This window comes from Streptomyces sp. NPDC053560 (assembly GCF_044544605.1).
Classification (GTDB): domain Bacteria; phylum Actinomycetota; class Actinomycetes; order Streptomycetales; family Streptomycetaceae; genus Streptomyces.
Map to the genome: position 1 here is coordinate 1 of NZ_JBITXI010000005.1, position 16,720 is coordinate 16,720.

The window sequence follows — 16,720 nt, forward strand, 5'->3', positions numbered from 1 at the left end:
AAGGCGGCCTTGATGGCGATGGGCAGGCCGTGCTCCTCGGCGAAGGCGACGACCTCCGCCGCGCCGGAGACGGGGTCCTTGGTGCCGGCGACCAGCGGGGCGCCGGCACGCTGGGCGATGTGGCGCGCTGCGACCTTGTCGCCCAGGTCGCGGATGGCGTGCGGCGGCGGGCCGATCCAGATCAGGCCGGCGTCCAGGACGGCCTGGGCGAATTCGGCGTTCTCGGAGAGGAAGCCGTAGCCGGGGTGGATGGCGTCCGCGCCGGAATCGGCCGCGGCGGCCAGGACCTTGGCGACGTCCAGGTAGCTGGTGGCAGGAGTGTCACCGCCCAGGGCGTATGCCTCATCCGCCGCACGGACGTGCAGGGCATCCCGGTCCGGCTCGGCGTAGACCGCTACGCTTCCGATCCCGGCGTCCCGGCATGCACGGGCAACGCGGACAGCGATTTCGCCACGATTGGCGATGAGCACCTTGCGCACGATGATTCCCTCCTCAACGGGAATTGTCATACCCGGTGTTCCGCGCCTTCGGGGCCAGCGGTTCCAGATCAATGCACCGGACGTGCCACCCACTTTTCTTCACGGGAATGACGCCGCACAAGGTTTCCTTTTCAAGAACTCGGTCAGGGATCTCAAGAAAGCGCGGAGAATGTCAACGGAATGACAAGTGCGGTACCGGAAGCCGTCATGCCGCCCGGACCGCCCACGGGCGGCCGGCACCGCCGGGCGGGTCCGGCAGCGGCGCGGGGCCGGGCGGGCGCTCCGGCGCCGGCGGCCGGGCGGCGCCCGGCGCGCTGATCAGTCCGGCGGCGAGCGCCTTGGCCACCGCGTCGAGCCGGGACACGGCGTCGAGCTTGCGGAAGGTGGTGTGCAGATGACGCTTGACGGTGCCGGTGGTGATGCCCAGCCCGCGGGCTATCTGCTGATTGGTCATGGCGGCCGCCGCGCCGCTGAGCACCTCCCGCTCGCGCCGGGACAGTGCGGTGTGCGGGGCGCTTCCGGCGCCGGACACCGCGGCGGGGAACAGCGCCCCGAGCACGTCGAGCAGCGCCTCCCGCCCCGCGTCCCGCGGCAGGTAGCCGTGCACGCCGGCGGCGCGCAGGGCGTGGTGATCGGTCCGGGTGCCGCCGCCCGGCAGCGCCAGTACGACGGTGTCGGGCACCAGGCGGCGCAGCGAGCGTACGGTGCGCACGGCGCTTCCCGGCGCCGACCAGGGCTCCAGGAGGATCACTTGGGGGCGCAGGGCGACGGCCTTGCGCAGGGCTTCGTGCTCGCCGGTGGCGTGGCCGAGGAGGCGGAGGCCGGGCTGGGCGTGGAGCAGGACCGTGAGGGCGTCCCGCAGCAGGGCGTTCTCGCTGGCGATGACGGCGGTGATGCGTGGCATGGTCGGTTCCCCTTCTCTTTCGGCGGTCAGCCGGCCTGGTAGCGGGGCAGGTGGACGTCGACACGGGTGCCGTCGCCGGCGCGGCTGGTGACCGCCAGCCGTCCGCCCACCGATTCGATGCGCTCGGACATGGCCCGCAGTCCATGCGCGGGACGCGCGGAGAGCGTGTGGGCGACGTCGAACCCCCGTCCGTCGTCGCAGACCTGGGCATGCGCCCACCTGCGGGTCGTACGGACGGTGACGGTCACGCTCGCCGCCGCGGCGTGGGTGCGGGCGTTGAGCAGCGCCTCCCGCAGCACGAGCAGCAGTTCGCGCCGGAAGAGTTCGGGCAGGGTGGTCTCGTCCCCGGACAGGTGCCAGCGCACCTCCGGGCCGTCGGGCAGCCCGCGCAGGAAGTCCTCCAGGGCTTCGCGCAGGCGGGGTACGGGGGTGCGCGCGTGCAGTCCGGCCACGAGGTCGCGGCCGTTCTCGGCGGCCTGCGCGATCAGGCGGTACGCGGCGGGCAGGCGCTCGGAGTCGGGTGCGGTGCCGGTCCGGGCGCGCAGGTGGTCCAGCGCCGTGGCCAGCGGGGTGACGAGGCGGTCGTGGACGTCCCGGGCGAGTTCCCGGCGGCCCTGCCAGGCGTCGACCGCCCGGGGGCAGGGGCCCGTGGCGTCGGCGAAGGTCTCCCGGACGGCCCGCAGGAGCGGAGCCGTCGCCTCGGGGCTCATGCCCTGCGTGAGCAGGCACTCGGTCAACAGCGTTGCCGCAGCGAGCAGTTGATCCGGTGGGAGGTCGGTGGCGGCCGGGGCCGCGGAAGGCTCCGGGGCGCCCGCGTCCGGGACGGCGGAGAGCACGGGCCGCTGCCGCGCGGGACGGCCGGCGCCCCTGTCGAGCGCCTGCCGGGCGAGCGCCAACAGGGCCCGGATCTCGCCGTCTTCGGGCGGCGCGCCCGGCAGCCGGCCGGGCCGGGAGCGCAGCAGGACGGCGAAGCGGTGCAGTGCGGCGTCGGCCGGGTCCGCCGCCGGGCCGCCGCTCCGGTACTCCCGGCGCGGCGCGGCCGCATCGTCGGGCACGGCGCCGAGCGGGCGGCCGCGCGTGGCGGTCGCGCGGCTGAGTCCTTCGTTGAGGGCGCTGGTGAAGACGTCCGCCAGCAGGGTGGATGCCGGGTCCATCAGTGGTTCTCCTCCGGTGCGGACGGGCCGGACCGGTCGGCGCACCACTGGGTGGTCTGCGCCGGCGCACGGTGTGGACGTGCGGTCATTGCTGCTCCTCGTGCACGACGGGCTGAACGCCAGTTAAACAATGCGAACAACCTCTATGTTTTTAGGAGAGAAAAACGCCCAGGGCGTCACCACGGCCGCGGAACGCGCGGGCACACGCCCCGGCAGGGGCGCGGTGCGGTCCGGGCAGCGGTGACGGCGTCCTGGTGCGGGCTTCCGCGCACCCCTCACCACGGGAAAGGCGCAGGGGAAAGGGGGTGCACGGGTGAGAGGCGCGGGACGTCGCGGCGGGCGGGCGGCGGCTGCGCCGCGGGCCGGCCGGTTCAGACGAGGGCGGGGGCGGCCTCGCGCGGGGCGAGCACGGGCAGCGGGAAGGAGCCCGGCGCCCGCTCCACGCTGATGTCGGCGGCGAAGCAGACGACGCCGTGCTGACGCATGTTCACCCGCACCCGGCAGCGGCCCGACGGGTCGGCGGGCAGCGCCTCCACCTCGACCCAGCAGGGGGCGTCCAGCTCGACGTAGCGGTGGAACTCGGTGTGCATCGTCACCGGGACGACCGGCAGCGGATCGGCCATGGCCTGCGTCGCCTGACGGGCGGCCTCCAGCAGCAGCATGCCGGGCACGTGGTCGACCGGGTGGTCGAACAGGACCGGGTGGCCGGTGTCGACACACAGCTGCCACCGGCCGGTCACGGCGTCCGGGGAGAGCACGACGTCGTAGGGGGAGACGCGGCCCACCCGCCGGGCCGGCAGCGGCAGACCGGGGAGGACGGCGTCGGCCATGGCCCGGTGCGCGTCGGCGTAGGAGCCGCGCAGCCGCCGGTAGACGGCGGCGCTGTGCACGGTGAAGCGGGTACGGGCCTCGCCGAGCCGGCGGCCGCCCTGGTACGCCTCGGCGTGCAGGACGATGGCCGACGCGTGACCGCTGCGGCGGGTGACGGCGGTGCAGCGGACGACCAGCCGCACCGGTATCTCGGAATCCGCGGCCTCCATGGCGGCGGCGTCCATGCTGTAGGTGAAGTCGTCCCAGATCAGCTGGTGTCCCAGCGGCACGCCGTAGGCGGCGTGGGAGAGCAGGGGGAGCAGCTGGCGGACGGTCTCGGCGAACAGCAGGGGGTCGTAACTCCCGTTGCCGCTCAGGTAGAAGCTGTGCGTGTGGGGCCGGCGGGCGAGCACTTCGTAGATGTCGGGGCCGGTCTTGCGCCATCCCGTGAGCAGTACTTCGTCCGCGTCGAGCTTGTGGACGAACTGCTGCGGAATGGCCTCGTAGCGAGTCGCGGCGTGTGTGACGGTGGCGATCCGGGGCACGTCAGCATCCTTTCCCTCGTTGTGCTTGGACGCACAAGGCAGCTGGGTCGTGGCACGCCATAACATAGAGGGCATTCTTTTTTTTGTCGACCATCGGCCGGCCCGCTGAATCGCTTCAACCCCACCCGCACCAGCAGTGACCAGCCAGCCTGCTGTCCGAAGTCTTTCGCCCACGCATTTCAGGAACGAGTCATTCCGCCCGTACAGCAGGTAAATCACGCCGAACTGTGCGCGCCGGAGCCCCGCCGCGAGCCGCCACGACCGGCGGGGCACGCCGTCAGCGCACCACCGCCGCCGACGCGCGGATGCCGCGCATGACCGCGGCCCAGATGTGCGCGAGGGCCGCCGACTCGTCGGAGTCGGGCCGGGCGTGCAGGGCGACGGCGGCGCCGTTCAGCAGGTGCGCGGCGAGCTGCACCACGGTCTCCACCTCGACCTCGGCGGTCAGGTCCCGGCGCTGCCGCGCGGCCTCCAGCATGGCGCGGACCGCGGGCTCCCACACCGCCTGCCACCCGCCGGCGGCCACGACCCGCTCCTCCTCCAGCCGCACCGTCGCGCGGACCGTGGCGCTGCGGGTCAGCAGGTCGGCCAGGTCGCAGGCCAGGCCGGTCATGGCGGCCAGCGGATCGTCGCCCCGCTCCCCCGCCTGGGCCACCACGGCCCCGGTCTCGGCGGCCCCCTCCTCAGCGACCGCCTCGGCCAGCTCGCTCTTGGCCCGGAAGTGGAAGGTCAGCGCACCCATGGAGACGTCCGCCTCCTTGCACACGCCCTGCAGCGACGTACCCGCGTATCCATGGCGGGCGAACTCCCCTGCTGCCGCACGCGTCAGGCGTTCACGAGTGACCACTGCGCGTTCCTGCTTCATCTGATGCCACCAATTCGACAGACCTCACCCGGCAGCCGCCGTCCGGGCGGCCGGGCCTGAAGGGGATCGGGGGCTTTCGGACGGAGACACCGCGAACACAGCGCCGACCCCTCGGCCGCACGTCCTCACCGCAATCCCCGTGGAAAGAGACGTTAACCCGCTGTACATGCCACGAAACACCCCGCGACGCCGCGCCGCGACGGCTTTGGCAGGTCAACGGCCGTGGAGCGGCGCTGTCACGCGACCCGTGCACACCCCCTTCAAAAAAATAGAGGTTGTTCGCTATTCTTTTGGCCCGGACGACTCTGCCCGCATGTTCGAAGGGAGCCGCCATGACCGAGCATCACGGGAGCGGCCCGGTACGGCCCGTGCCGCACCACCCGGCCGACGACCTGGCTCGGCACCTGTTCCAGGACCTTCCGCGCGCCGACCAGCGCCGGTGGGCCACCGCCTATCTCCGGGGCCTGTGCTCCACTCCGGGGAAGAAGTCCGTACGCAACATGGCCTGGACGGTGAGCACTTCGGACACCGCGTGGCAGTCGCTGCACCAGATCGTCAACGCCAGCACCTGGCGCTGGGAGCCGGTCCGCCGGCGTCTCGCCGACTGGTGCGTACGCCAACTCCCGCCGCGCGCGCTGGTTCCGGCGCCCGTGCTGATCCCGAAGCGCGGGCAGCACTCCGTCGGCGTGCACCGGCGCTTCGACCCCGCCAGCGGCCGGACCCTGGGCTGCCAGTGGGCCTTCGGGCTGTTCCTGGCCACCGAGTACGGCACCACGCCCCTCGACTGGCGGCTGCACCTGCCGGGCCGCTGGAGCGAGGACGCACGGCTGCGCACCCGGGTCTGCGTACCCGAGTCCGAGCGCTCGCGGGCGCCGCACGACCTCACGCTGGACCTGCTGGACCACCCCGCGGCGCTCGAGGTACCGGTCCTGGCGACCGCCGCCCATCACACGGGCGTACAACCCCTGTTGGCGGCGCTCACCGCGCGCGGCCACGGCTTCGCGCTGCGCGTCCCGGCCACCACGCCGGTCACCATCGGGCTGCTGCGGCCCACCCGGCACGTGCGCGGGCCGCAGCCGACCGGCGCGCTGCCGGCACGCCAGTTCCTGCAGCGCCTGGGCCGCGCCGCCACCGCTCCGCTGGGCCCGGCCACCTCACACCTGCGCCTCGCGCCCGCGATGGTGCACGTCCCGGGCAGCCCGCGCCCCCTCCAGCCCGTCGCGACCTGGCCGCCCGACGGCGGGCCGCGCCACATCTGGCTCACCGACCTGCCGGCCGCGCGGCTCGCCGCCCTCGCCGACCTGCTGACCGTCCCCTTCGCCCCCGCGGCCGACTCGCTCGTGGACCACGGACTGCACGATTTCGAGGGCCGGTCCTACCCCGGCTGGCACCGCCACATGACGCTCGTCTCCGCCGCCCACGCGCACCACGTCCGGACGGCCGCCGCCGCCTGGCAGCAGGCGGCCTGAGCAGCTCCGGTACCGGGCTCCGCTGACCGCCGCACCGGCCGTCCGCTGCCCCCCGCCGCGCGGCTCAGGCGCCGGCGCCGGCCGCCGCTCCGGCCAGGTGTGCCACGTACCAGGGGGCCGCCTCGGCGAGGCGGTGCAGCGGGCCGGGGCCGGCCGGCACGCCCGCCAGCCGCCAGATCTCCTCGCTGCGGTACCAGTGTTCGCGCGCGAACAGCTCCAGCTGACGCTCGCTCATGGTGCCTGGGCGCTCGCGCAGTTGTTGCGTACAGCGCTCCCAGTCCCAGCTCTCCCGCGGCACGGCGGGGAGCACGCCGAGGCCGGCGAGGGCGTCCAGTACGGCACCGAGGCGCACCGGCTCGGGGTGGGCCGCGTGGTGCACGCCGCTCGCCACCTCCGCGTCACCGCAGGCCAGTCCGGCGATGAGCGCCGCGAGGTCCCGCACGTCGACCAGCGACAGCCGGGCGTCGCCGCCGTCCCACCGCGCCGGGACCCGGCGGACCAGTTCGGCCAGCGCGGGCACGACCCACCGGTCCCCCGCGCCCGTGATCAGATAAGGCCGCAGCACCACGGCGCCCGCGTCCAGCGCCGCCCGCTCGCCGGCCAGCCGGGTACGGCTCGCGGCGGACACCGGGGCCGGCGCGATCTCGTCCACGGCGATCCCGCGGTGCGGCCCCGGCCCGTACACCGCGGCCGTCGAGAGATGGACGATCCGCCGCACCCCGGCCCGCTCCGCCTCCCGCAGCAGCGCTCCGGTGCCGACGATGTTCACCGCCCGGCACGCCGCCTCCTCGCCCGACACCCGGGAGGCCAGGTGCACGAGGACGTCGGCCCCCTCGGCGGCGCCGCGCAGGGAGTCCGGCGCGGTCAGGTCGGCGCGCACCGCGCCGGGGCCGCCCGTCCGGGAGAGCGCCCGTACGGTGATGTCCTCGCCGCGCTCGCGCAGCGCCGCGCGCACGGCGGAGCCGATGAAACCACTGGCCCCGCTCAGCAGTACGGTGCGCGTCACGCCGCGGCGCCCGAACGCCGCGCGACCTCCATCAGCTCCGGCAGGCTGTCGGGCTCGGCGATGCCCGGGAGGATGTAGCGCCACATCCGGCCGATCCGCTCCGGCAGGTCGGCCCGGTCGGGGCCGGTGAGCAGGTTCGACATCACCTGCGAACCCGTATACGCGGCGACGAGGAGCTGCGCCACGTCGGCGACCTCCACCTCGTCCCGCAGATCGCCCTTGCCGCGGGCCGCCTCCAGCTCCCCGCGGAACAGGTCGGCCCACATGTCGTACGGACTGAAGTCCCGCAGTCCGACCTGGCCCTGCTCGACGGCCAGCGTCACGCCCGCGCGGAAGAGGACGTTGCTCTGCATCTGGCGGGCCAGGAAGAACGTCAGCTCGATCAGCTGCGCCAGCCCCTCGGGCTGCTTCGGCAGCGCCAGATCGGCTGCCTGCTCGTTGATGACCGCGCGGGCGAGGTTCTCCTTGGACTTGAAGTGGAAGTACATCGCGCCCTGGGTCGTGCCCGCCGCGGTCATGATCTTGCTGATGCTGGAGCCGGCGAGACCGTACTCGTCGAAGACCTGGGCGGCGGCGCGCAAGATGACACCTCGCGTACGGATCGCTCGGTCCTGCATTGCTCGCGCCACCGGTACTCCAGCCCACTCAGTAAAGAAAACGACTGACCTCTATGTTACCGCCCGTCCACTTCACCGAAATGGCCGCGGAGCACGCCCACACGGCATCCCCACATTTCCCGGCGCCCGCGCCGGGGCGGTTCCGGAGAACGGAACGGGCCGGGCACACCCCCTCGCGGGTGGCGTGCCCGGCCCGTCCATCAGGCCACCGTGTCGTGGGCCAGATCGATGTCGAACCCGGTACGGCCGCCGTCCTCCAGCCGCAGCGACGCCACGGCCGGCGCGTATCCGCTGGCGATGACCGTGTACTGGCCGCCGTCCAGGTCGGTGAAGGCGTACGCGCCGTCCTCACCGGTGATGACGGAGCCCACCGTGTTGCCCGCCGGGTCCAGCAGGGTCACCCGCGCCTCGGCGAGCGGCCCGCCCTTCGGCGACCGCACGGTGCCGGTGACCCGGGCACAGGGCGCGAGCCGCGCCTCGTACCAGTTGGCCTCGCCGGAACCGACCTCGGCCTGGAGCGCCGCGGGGCGGTGACCCGCCGCGCTGACGGCCAGCGTGTAGCTGCCCGGGACCAGGTCGGCGAAGACGAAGGCGCCGTCCTCGCCGGCCACGGCCGTGGCGACCACGTCGCCCCGCAGGTCCGTGGCCACGACCAGTGCGCCCGGCACCGGAGCCGCGCCCCGGCTGTCGCGCACCTGGCCGGTCAGCCCGGCCGCGCCCTTCAGCGCCAGGTCGTACTGGACCGGCTCGTCCCCGACCACCACGGTCGCCGCCTGCGGCTGGCGCGTGCCGGCCGACGCGATCAGGACGTACGTCCCGGCCCCCGGAGCGGACAGGCCGTAGCTGCCGTCCTGCGCGGTACGGGCGTGGCCGAGCTGGCGGCCGCCGATGTCGATCAGCGTCACCGCTGCGCCGGCCAGCGGGTCGCCCTGGCCGTCGCGCACCTGGCCGGCGATGCCGGGGCCCGTGAGCGGACCGGCACTGGCCGGAAGCGCGCCGGCCGGCGCGGGCACAGGGTCGGGCGCGGCGTCGGCCACGGTTTCCGTACCGGCGGCGGGGGCCACCGCGTCCGCGGCAACAGCCGTCCCGGTACGGGCCGCGTCGGCGCCGGCCGCCTCGCCCGCTTCCTCGGAGGCGCGCGCCTGGAGGCCGGAGACCTGCCGCAGCGGCACCTCCTTGACGAAGAGCACCAGCACGAACGCCACCGCGATGATGATCGCGCCCAGCAGGAACACGCCGTGCATCGAGTCGGTGAAGCCGCGCTTGAACGGCTCGGCCAGCCGCGGGTCGAGGTGCTGGATGAACGAGGAGTCGTTCAGGACGGACGGCGAACCGCCGCCGCCCGAGCCCTGGAACATCTCCAGCACCGGCTTGTTGGCCGGGTCCCGCAGGACCGCCGGGTCGTGCAGCGCCGCCTGGAAGCTGTCGGTGGAGACCGCCGCCCTGAAGGCCGAGGAGATCTTGTCGCCGACCGTGCTGAACAGCAGGGACAGGAAGATCGCGGTACCGGCGGTGGCGCCCATCTGACGGAAGAACGTGGACGAGGCGGTCGCCACGCCCATGTCGCCCGGCGGCACGGCGTTCTGCACCGCGAGCACCAGCGTCTGCATGCAGGAGCCCAGGCCCAGGCCGAAGACGACCATGTAGACCATGGTCTGCCACAGCGGGGTGTCCCACTGGACCCGGAAGTGGAAGAGCAGCAGGGCCGCCACCATCAGCAGCGTGCCGATGACCGGGAAGATCTTGTAGCGGCCGGTCTTCGAGGTGATCTGGCCGGTGACGATCGAGGCGATCATCATGCCCGCCATCAGCGGCAGCATCTCCAGGCCGGACTTGGTGGGGCTGGAGCCCTTCACGATCTGGAGGTACTGCGGGATCATCATCATCCCGCCGAACATGCCCATGCCGATGAACACGGACAGCAGGCTGGTCTTGCTGAAGGTGCCGTTGCGGAACAGCCGCATCGGGATGAGCGCGTCGTCACCGATCCGCCGCTCGACGAAGATCCAGGCGATGATGCCCAGCACGCCGATGACGTAGCAGCTGATGGACCGCGTCGAGTCCCAGCCCCACTCGCGGCCCTGTTCGGCGACGAGCAGCAGCGGCACCACGCCGATGGCGATGGTGAGCGCGCCCCACCAGTCGATCCGCCGGTCGCGGCGGGTGTGCGGGATGTTGAGCACCTTGGCGACCACGAAGAGCGCGACGATGCCCACCGGCACGTTGACCAGGAAGACCCAGCGCCAGCCGGTGATGCCCAGCAGGGTGGCCTGGCCGGCCAGCGCGCCGCCGATGAGCGGCCCGGCCACGCTGGACGTGGCGAACGTACCGAGCATGTAGCCCTGGTACCGGGCGCGTTCCCGCGGCGGGACGATGTCACCGATGATCGCCAGGGCCAGCGACATCAGGCCGCCGGCGCCGAGGCCCTGGATCGCCCGGAAGACGGCCAGTTCGGTCATCGAGGTGGAGAAGGTGCACAGCACCGAGCCCACGACGAAGATGGTGATCGCCGCGAGGTAGTACGGCTTCCGCCCGTGCAGGTCGGAGAGCTTGCCGTACAGCGGCGTGGCGATCGTCGAGGTGATCAGGTAGGCGGTGGTCGCCCAGGCCTGCTGGCTGAGGCCGTGCAGATCGTCGGCGATCGTCCGGATGGACGTGGAGACGATGGTCTGGTCGAGAGCGGCCAGGAACATGCCCAGCATCAGGCCGCTGAGGATGGTCAGAATCTGCCGGTGACTGAGGGCCCCGGCCCCGGCCTTCGGCGCCGCCCCGGATATGTGGGGGGATTTCGTGGTGCTCACGCTGCTGCGTCTTTCTCCTTCACGGCGGTGTCCCGGCATTCCGCGGGTTCGGACGAGGGGCGGACGTGCCGCGCCTCCTCCAGATCGTCATTGAGGCGGCCCATGAGCCGGACCAGCTGTTCCCGGTCCTCCTCGGGCCAGGGCTCCAGTACCGCGGCCAGCTTGCTGTCGCGCTGCCGCCGGTACTCGCCGAAGGCCGCGTGCCCGGCGTCGGTGGCGCGCAGGAGCGTTCCCCTGCGGTCCTCCGGGTCCGGGTAGCGCTCGACGAGTCCCCGGTCCACCAGCGAGCGCACCTGGCGGCTCACGGTCGAGAGGTCGAGCAGGGCGTCGGCCGCCAGGTCGGTGGCGCGCCGGTCCCCGTTGTTGACCAGCTTGGCCAGCAGAACGCGGTCGGCGGCGCCGGCGTCCGTCTTGGCGCTCCGCCGCCAGGCGGTCACCAGCCGTCCGAACCGTACGATCTCCGAGCCCAGCCCGGCGGCCGCCCGCTCCAGGCGCGCCGCGGTCACCGCGGCGCCGGCCCCCTCTTCCTCCCGGGCGCGGACGGCGTCATCCATCGCCCCTCCCCCTTGCATTCATGGTTGCTTGTAGCTACCAATGGAGTCTCCCCGATGTTGCTTGTATTCAGCAAGCCGGGACCGCGGCGCCGGGACGGGCACCGCCTCGCCTCCGTAAAGGGGTGGACGGAAAGGCCTCAGTAGGGAGTCAGGAAAAGGCAAACAAGAAACAAAAGGACATCTGAAACCGGCAGCAAACGCCGAGATTGTCGACCACACAGACCTTGTGGCGACTTGGCGAGTCTTTACTCTTGCGATCCGCTCGTCGTCGCACGGACCCGGCGCCGACGGATGCGCCGCGCGCCCGCCCCGCGTCGCCGCCACGGCGGCAGCGGCGCTCGCGCACTCGGGAGAGGCGTGCCCGGAGCCGGACTTGAACCGCTACCGGAATCCCGCCTGACCTGCGACGACTCCCTCACCAGCGGGAACAGTCCCCGTTTCAGCCCGCATCAGGCCGTCTCAGCCCGAACCCACCCGGCGCCGTGCTCCCGTGGGAGCGCATCGGGAGCACGCGTCCAGTACGGGAAGAGGGGCCCGACGTCACCGACGTCGGGCCCCTCGCGTGTCTGGCAGCTTTGCGGAGCATGGCCAGACTCGCACGTCCGCCGTGACCTCCCCGCGGGGGCGACGGACGGTCACACTACAACCGGTATGGCTGGAATGTGACACGTCTACTCTTACCGCTGTCGTGCGGCAACATTCCGTGACCTGACGCATCTTCACGGAAACATCAAGTCAAGGGAGGCGCACATCGGCGGGCTCGCTCGACGAGGCGCCAGTCCCTCAACTGACCTTCGTAGCCGCAGCGTTGACGGATTGGGTGTTTCTCTCGACAAGGAATCGCAGTCGCTCATCGAGGGCCTTCCCCGGTTCGGCAGTCACCGTTGCCAGCGCCAGCAGAGTCGTCACGGCGGTATCGCACAGCTCCTCGCGGACGTCGTCCCACCCGTTCTCCGACTGGCCCTTGCGCGGGTTCGCGCCGAGCGCGCCGTGCACAGCCTCCACGACTTCGCCAAACTCTTCACCAATCTTGAGCACCCGCATAATCCGGGGGTCCGTGCCAGGGGGAAGGCTGGCCTCACTATCGAGCCAAGCCCGCAGCTTGTTGATGTTGTCCCAGGTGGCGGCGTCCATCGTGGCCTTTCACTCGATTTCGCTTGCGGTTAGAACAGCGCCATTTCGGCCATTGCGACCGTTTCAGGCTGAGTCGGGTCGGTCACCGGCAGCAGGCCGGGCACCGTGACGGCGAGCTGCACGGCCAGCGCCGAATGGTCCGTCAGGCGGTCCGGCATGGTCCGCGGCTCGTGGACGTAGGCGCAGCCGACGAGCTGGCCGGCGAGCGCGGTCGAGACGTGCGCGTGGTCGTAGCGGTAGCCGTCGCCGGTCCTCCCGACCCACGAGTAGTCGTCCACGTCCGGGTGCAGCGCCCGGAAGGCGTCCACGTAACCGGATGCGGCGAAGTGCTCGTAGAACCGGTACTCGAACGGCCGGAAGAACTTGTAGTGCGGCCGGTGCCCGGGCTCCAGCACGTTGAAGTCACCCAGCACGATGCGGGCGGCCTCACCACCCTTCGGGAGGGCCGTGACGCACTCCTCCAGCCACGTCCGCTTGCGTGCCGTCTTGGCCTCCGTCGCGTCGCGGGACGGCACGTACAGGCCGACGACGTCCAACGGCCCGGTGTCGGTGTCGACCGTCACCGACACCGCGCGGTGCGGCAGGTAGCCGACGGAGACCGGCCCGGGCCGCGTGGCGAGACGGCTGACGACCATTACGCCCCGCTCCCCACGCTGCTCCGGCCGGGGGAACGTCACGCTGTACCCGGCCGCGGTGAACCGCTCCTCGAGGAGCGTGCAGCCCGCGCTGTCCGCTGTCTCGGTGAGCACCAGGACGGGTTCCGGCCGGGCCGCGAGGTAGGCGAGCTGACGCTCCGCCCGCTCCCGGCTCGGGTTGTTGAGGTTGAACGTCAGCACGTCGCACCGGGTCATGCGCTGCCCTTCCTTCACAGCTCGTTGATCGCCGCGACGATGTCACGGGCGATCTCTTCCGGGCCGGCGGTGCCCGCGTCGACCTGGAGGACGCGGACGCCGGTGGCCATGAGGAACCTAGCGGCCTCACGGAAGTGCCCGCACTCCCGCTCCGTACCGCCGGGCTCCCGCTCGTAGCGGCTGTGCGACCCCCGCGAGGTCAGGCGCTTCTCGATCACGTCTGCGCGGGCGTTGAGAATGACTGCCAGATCGGGCATGTCGGCGTGACGGTTCAGCTCCCACACGGCATCACGCGCAACTCCGTCGATGACCTGGAGCACCAGCGACGAGGCAACGTAACGGTCACACACCACCGTTGCGCCGCGCGCCACAGCGGGCCGGACTTCCGTCTCGACGTGGTGATACCGGTCGGCCGCGATCAGGCAAGCGAACGTCATGCCCCGGAAGGTGTCCGTTCCGTGCCGCGCCAGTTTGCCGAGGACAGTGTCGCTCGGCTCCCTCGTCTTGTGCACGTCGACGCCGGCAGCGTGGAGCTCGTCGACGACGGCCGCGCACACCGTGGACTTACCGACGGCGCCCGGGCCGTCGATCGTCACGAACCTGCCGGTGCCGGTCACGACACACCCACCACGGGCAGCCCGCGGGACTGCTCGGGCACGACGGGACACTGCTCGGTGTCCACGGCGCCGATGCGCTCACCGGCCGCCACGACGGCCGCGGGGCAGCCCTTCCCGCAGGCCGAGTTCATGGAGCAGCCGCCGCACGTCGGGTTGGCGCCCAGGTCCCACCGGTCGCTGAACTTGCCGTAGGCGTCGAGCTGTTCGGCGACATCGTCGTCGGTCCACACGTTCCCGGCGAGGAAGTCCGTGTCGGGGTGCTGACTGACGCGGGTCCGTGCGGCGAACACGAGGTACGGGCAGATCGCGACCTCGCCTTTGGTGAACACGTAGATGATCGTGCCCGCCTCGCATCCGCCGAGGGGCTGCTTCTCGGTGTTGGGGAAGCGGATCAGCGCAAGGTCAAGTTCGTCGTCCGCGAACGGCATCGCCAGATCCCGGATGCGGTTCATGTGCTCGTCGCGGCGGCGGAGCTTGTTCTGCGCGCTGCGCGAGGCGCCGCGCCCCATCGAGCCCAGCGGGTTCATCAGCACATACTTGGCGCCCTGCTCCTTCGCGAACTCGCAGAGCTGGCCGTATTCGTGGTCCTCGGCGAGCGTGTTCGGCGTGCACAGCAGCCCTTGCAGGATGCCGGCCTCCGCGAACCGCTTGGTGTTGCTGATCGTCTCGTCGAAGCCCTCCCGACGTCCCCGGAAGACTCCATGCGAGTCCGCAGAGAAGCCGTCGAGGCTGACGTTCATGTGGGCGTCGAGCTCGGCGAGCCGCGCGATCTGATGGGCGGTCGCCATCGTGGCGTTCGTGCACACGCCGACGCTCATCCCGGCCGCGCGGAACTCGGCGACGATCTGGATGAGGTCGGCGTGCATGAACGGCTCACCGCCGGTCAACGTCACGCGCGTTACTCGGGCCTTGGCGAGCTGCGGAATGAGCCGGTCCCGGATGACGTCCAGGGCCATGTACTCGCCGCGTTTCGTCGCGGACACGAAGCAGTGCGCGCACGTCTCGTTGCACGGCTCGCAAATCTGCACTAACGCCTTGCGGTTGGGGTGGTCGACCGTCGTGCGGAAGTAGCACGACGTGGCCTGCCCGGATCGGTCGATCGCACGTGCCGTCATCTCGCCTCCTGGCGTGACTGGTGATGGATAGCCGCCTGAGTGGCGACGTGGAACCGCGTCCCGGCCGTGCGCCCTTACCAGCTCGACCAGGACGCGGGGCTCAATGTGGTGGCACCCGGTCAGATGTCGGGCCGCGTCGTGGCGTACCAGACCGCGAGCGCGACGAGGAACGAGCAGTAGAGAACTTGGGCGATGCGCTGTCTCACGGGGTGCTCCGTTCACCGGCTGGGAGGGGGACACGGGTCATGCGGTCCAGCTCCAACACGAGGTGCGTCGCGAGGAACCACCGCGCGGACGGATGCCCGTACGGCATGTAGCCGTCGGTGGGCAGCGGGGCGAGGATGCCTCCAGACCCGCGCGCCCACTGGTCGCCGAAGACGCCCCAGACACGGGGCCGGCGAACCCGGACGGCAAACGGGTCCGTCAGGCGTGGGCAGTGGCCCAGAGCGACGCCGACGCACGGCTCGCAGAGCGGCGGCTTGTTCGTCACGGCACCATCGGCCGGCTCGTGGGTGAGGAGGAAAAGCCAGCCGCGGGACGTCCGGCTCGCAGGGCCGGCGCACACCTGGCACAACATCTCCCGCATCGCGCGGCGTTGGCGGGCCGAGTGCATCACCGGAAACCTGGGCGTACCTGTGCCCGGGGCGTCGGTGAGCCGGGCCCACAGCACGCCTTGATGGTCGCGATCGGCTGGCTCCTCGTTGGCGAAACACAGCCCCTTGCCGTCTGGTTGGACAGACAGGCCCATGTGCATGACGGACTCGCCAGTCCACGCTGCGACATACGGGACGGGTATGTCGTTCGGTCCCCACGTGCGCGGGCTGGGTGCCGTTTCGGCAGGCATGGTGTCTGACTCCTCTGGCGTCGTGTTGGGGGTGGAGCCGCGTCCCGGCGGTGCGCCCTTGCGCTGCACGGCCGGGACGCGGGGTTCAGGTGGGAGGCGCGTTGTCCTGCTCTCTGTTGTGTCGGCGCACTCGCGCCTCCAGGCGCTCGATGCAGAGCTGGCAGGCGAACATCGGGCAGGTGCCGAATATCGTCGTCACGGGGCCGATCCAGACGACTGGCCCGTCCTGGTCGCACAGCCAGCACTCGCCGTCCACCCACCGGGTTTTCACCTCGGGCATCGTGTCCCCGTCGGGAGCTCCGGCCGCCCTCCCCGGGGGAAGGAGGCACGGCCGGAGCCCTGACGCCCGTCGCCGGCTTGACGCCCGACCCGCTCGGCGACGGGAGTTTTCACGGCTCGCCGCCGACGCCGTAGATGAGGCTGCCCAGCAGCGTCAGCAACGTCAGGACGTAGAGGACCTGGTTGCGCTGATCCCGCGTCACGGCTCGCACTCCAGGTCTGCCCACACGCGTTTCCCCCAGCGCAGCAGGTCGGTACCCCACTCCTTTGTCAGCGCTGCCACGAGTTCCAGGCCGCGCCCGTTCTCCTCGTCGAGGCCCGCTTCTCGGGCCTCGGGCATGGCGTGGGAGCGGTCGATGACCGCGAGGCGCACCAGGTGCGTGTCCACGCGGGAGATGGTCACCCGCACACGGTCGAGTCGGGCGTGCTGCACGGTGTTGTTGAACAGCTCGCTTATCACGATCTGCGCCGGGAACTCTGCGGCTTCCAGGTGCCACACACGCAGCGCCGAGGTCACAAGGCGCCGTGCCTCCGCGGCCGACTCGGGGACGCGGGGCAGCATCTCGCTGTACGCAGGACTTCCGGTCGCTGAGGGCTCAGTTCGTGTGGACATGACGGGTGCCTCCGAGGCGGGCCAGCACTTGCTGTGTGCCTTACCTAACTGGGCGGTACCGCT

The 16,720-nt window shown here is 71.7% G+C and carries 18 protein-coding genes; 2 read left to right on the forward strand and 16 right to left on the reverse strand.

The genetic code is table 11. The features are described 5' to 3' along the window. From ACIGQF_RS12470 to ACIGQF_RS12490, 5 genes are all read right to left on the reverse strand, one after another. Positions 1-479 (reverse strand): biotin carboxylase N-terminal domain-containing protein (locus tag ACIGQF_RS12470; RefSeq protein ID WP_399710116.1); only part of this gene is annotated, 479 nt, incomplete at its 3' end. A gap of 205 nt (positions 480-684) precedes the next feature. Beyond that, positions 685-1,383, reverse strand: a complete 699-nt coding sequence (locus ACIGQF_RS12475) for a response regulator transcription factor (RefSeq protein WP_399708690.1) — start codon at positions 1,381-1,383, stop codon at positions 685-687. Positions 1,384-1,409: 26 nt separating this feature from the next. After that, the gene (locus tag ACIGQF_RS12480; RefSeq protein ID WP_399708693.1) at positions 1,410-2,537 is read right to left on the reverse strand and encodes a sensor histidine kinase; all 1,128 of its coding nucleotides are present in this window, start codon (positions 2,535-2,537) and stop codon (positions 1,410-1,412) included. 371 nt (positions 2,538-2,908) lie between these two features. Beyond that, positions 2,909-3,892 (reverse strand): ScbA/BarX family gamma-butyrolactone biosynthesis protein, encoded by a 984-nt coding sequence (locus ACIGQF_RS12485; RefSeq protein WP_399708696.1) that lies wholly within the window; start codon positions 3,890-3,892, stop codon positions 2,909-2,911. 277 nt (positions 3,893-4,169) lie between these two features. Next, the gene (locus tag ACIGQF_RS12490) at positions 4,170-4,739 is read right to left on the reverse strand and encodes a TetR family transcriptional regulator (protein WP_399708699.1); all 570 of its coding nucleotides are present in this window, start codon (positions 4,737-4,739) and stop codon (positions 4,170-4,172) included. Between the two features lie 350 nt (positions 4,740-5,089). Here ACIGQF_RS12490 and ACIGQF_RS12495 point away from each other — a divergent pair, with 350 nt between their 5' ends. Then, positions 5,090-6,226, forward strand: a complete 1,137-nt coding sequence (locus ACIGQF_RS12495) for an IS701 family transposase (RefSeq protein WP_399708702.1) — start codon at positions 5,090-5,092, stop codon at positions 6,224-6,226. Positions 6,227-6,290: 64 nt separating this feature from the next. Here ACIGQF_RS12495 and ACIGQF_RS12500 read toward each other — a convergent pair whose 3' ends face one another. The 8 genes from ACIGQF_RS12500 to ACIGQF_RS12535 all read right to left on the reverse strand — a co-directional run bounded on the left by ACIGQF_RS12500 (position 6,291) and on the right by ACIGQF_RS12535 (position 14,921). Then, positions 6,291-7,232, reverse strand: a complete 942-nt coding sequence (locus ACIGQF_RS12500) for an NAD-dependent epimerase/dehydratase family protein (RefSeq protein WP_399708705.1) — start codon at positions 7,230-7,232, stop codon at positions 6,291-6,293. Further along, positions 7,229-7,849: a ScbR family autoregulator-binding transcription factor gene (locus ACIGQF_RS12505; RefSeq protein ID WP_399708708.1), complete on the reverse strand. Its 621-nt coding sequence runs from the start codon at positions 7,847-7,849 to the stop codon at positions 7,229-7,231. The genes ACIGQF_RS12500 and ACIGQF_RS12505 overlap by 4 nt, the downstream gene beginning before the upstream one ends. Before the next feature lie 200 nt (positions 7,850-8,049). Further along, complete coding sequence (locus ACIGQF_RS12510; RefSeq protein WP_399708711.1) at positions 8,050-10,650, reverse strand: MFS transporter; 2,601 nt, start codon at positions 10,648-10,650, stop codon at positions 8,050-8,052. Continuing rightward, positions 10,647-11,204: a MarR family winged helix-turn-helix transcriptional regulator gene (locus ACIGQF_RS12515; protein WP_399708714.1), complete on the reverse strand. Its 558-nt coding sequence runs from the start codon at positions 11,202-11,204 to the stop codon at positions 10,647-10,649. Before ACIGQF_RS12515 ends, ACIGQF_RS12510 begins: the two co-directional genes overlap by 4 nt. Positions 11,205-11,987: 783 nt before the next feature. Beyond that, positions 11,988-12,338 carry a MazG-like family protein gene (locus tag ACIGQF_RS12520; protein WP_399708717.1) on the reverse strand — a complete coding sequence of 117 codons (351 nt, stop codon included), beginning with the start codon at positions 12,336-12,338 and terminating at the stop codon, positions 11,988-11,990. A gap of 29 nt (positions 12,339-12,367) precedes the next feature. Continuing rightward, on the reverse strand, positions 12,368-13,189 hold the full coding sequence (locus tag ACIGQF_RS12525) for an endonuclease/exonuclease/phosphatase family protein (RefSeq protein ID WP_399708720.1): 822 nt from the start codon (positions 13,187-13,189) through the stop codon (positions 12,368-12,370). A gap of 14 nt (positions 13,190-13,203) precedes the next feature. After that, on the reverse strand, positions 13,204-13,806 hold the full coding sequence (tmk, locus tag ACIGQF_RS12530) for a dTMP kinase (RefSeq protein ID WP_399708723.1): 603 nt from the start codon (positions 13,804-13,806) through the stop codon (positions 13,204-13,206). Then, positions 13,803-14,921, reverse strand: coding sequence for a radical SAM/SPASM domain-containing protein (locus ACIGQF_RS12535; RefSeq protein WP_399708726.1), 1,119 nt, complete (start codon positions 14,919-14,921; stop codon positions 13,803-13,805). Before ACIGQF_RS12535 ends, tmk begins: the two co-directional genes overlap by 4 nt. A 39-nt stretch (positions 14,922-14,960) precedes the next feature. On the opposite strand from ACIGQF_RS12535, the gene ACIGQF_RS12540 reads away from it, so the two are divergent. After that, a complete protein-coding gene (locus tag ACIGQF_RS12540; RefSeq protein WP_399708729.1) occupies positions 14,961-15,101 on the forward strand; it encodes a hypothetical protein in 141 nt (46 codons plus the stop codon). Between the two features lie 22 nt (positions 15,102-15,123). Here ACIGQF_RS12540 and ACIGQF_RS12545 read toward each other — a convergent pair whose 3' ends face one another. The 3 genes from ACIGQF_RS12545 to ACIGQF_RS12555 form a co-directional block, all read right to left on the reverse strand. Continuing rightward, complete coding sequence (locus ACIGQF_RS12545; protein ID WP_399708732.1) at positions 15,124-15,765, reverse strand: hypothetical protein; 642 nt, start codon at positions 15,763-15,765, stop codon at positions 15,124-15,126. A gap of 85 nt (positions 15,766-15,850) precedes the next feature. Then, positions 15,851-16,045 (reverse strand): hypothetical protein, encoded by a 195-nt coding sequence (locus ACIGQF_RS12550; RefSeq protein WP_399708734.1) that lies wholly within the window; start codon positions 16,043-16,045, stop codon positions 15,851-15,853. Between the two features lie 198 nt (positions 16,046-16,243). Then, a complete protein-coding gene (locus ACIGQF_RS12555) occupies positions 16,244-16,657 on the reverse strand; it encodes an ATP-binding protein (RefSeq protein WP_399708738.1) in 414 nt (137 codons plus the stop codon). Positions 16,658-16,720: the final 63 nt, after the last annotated feature.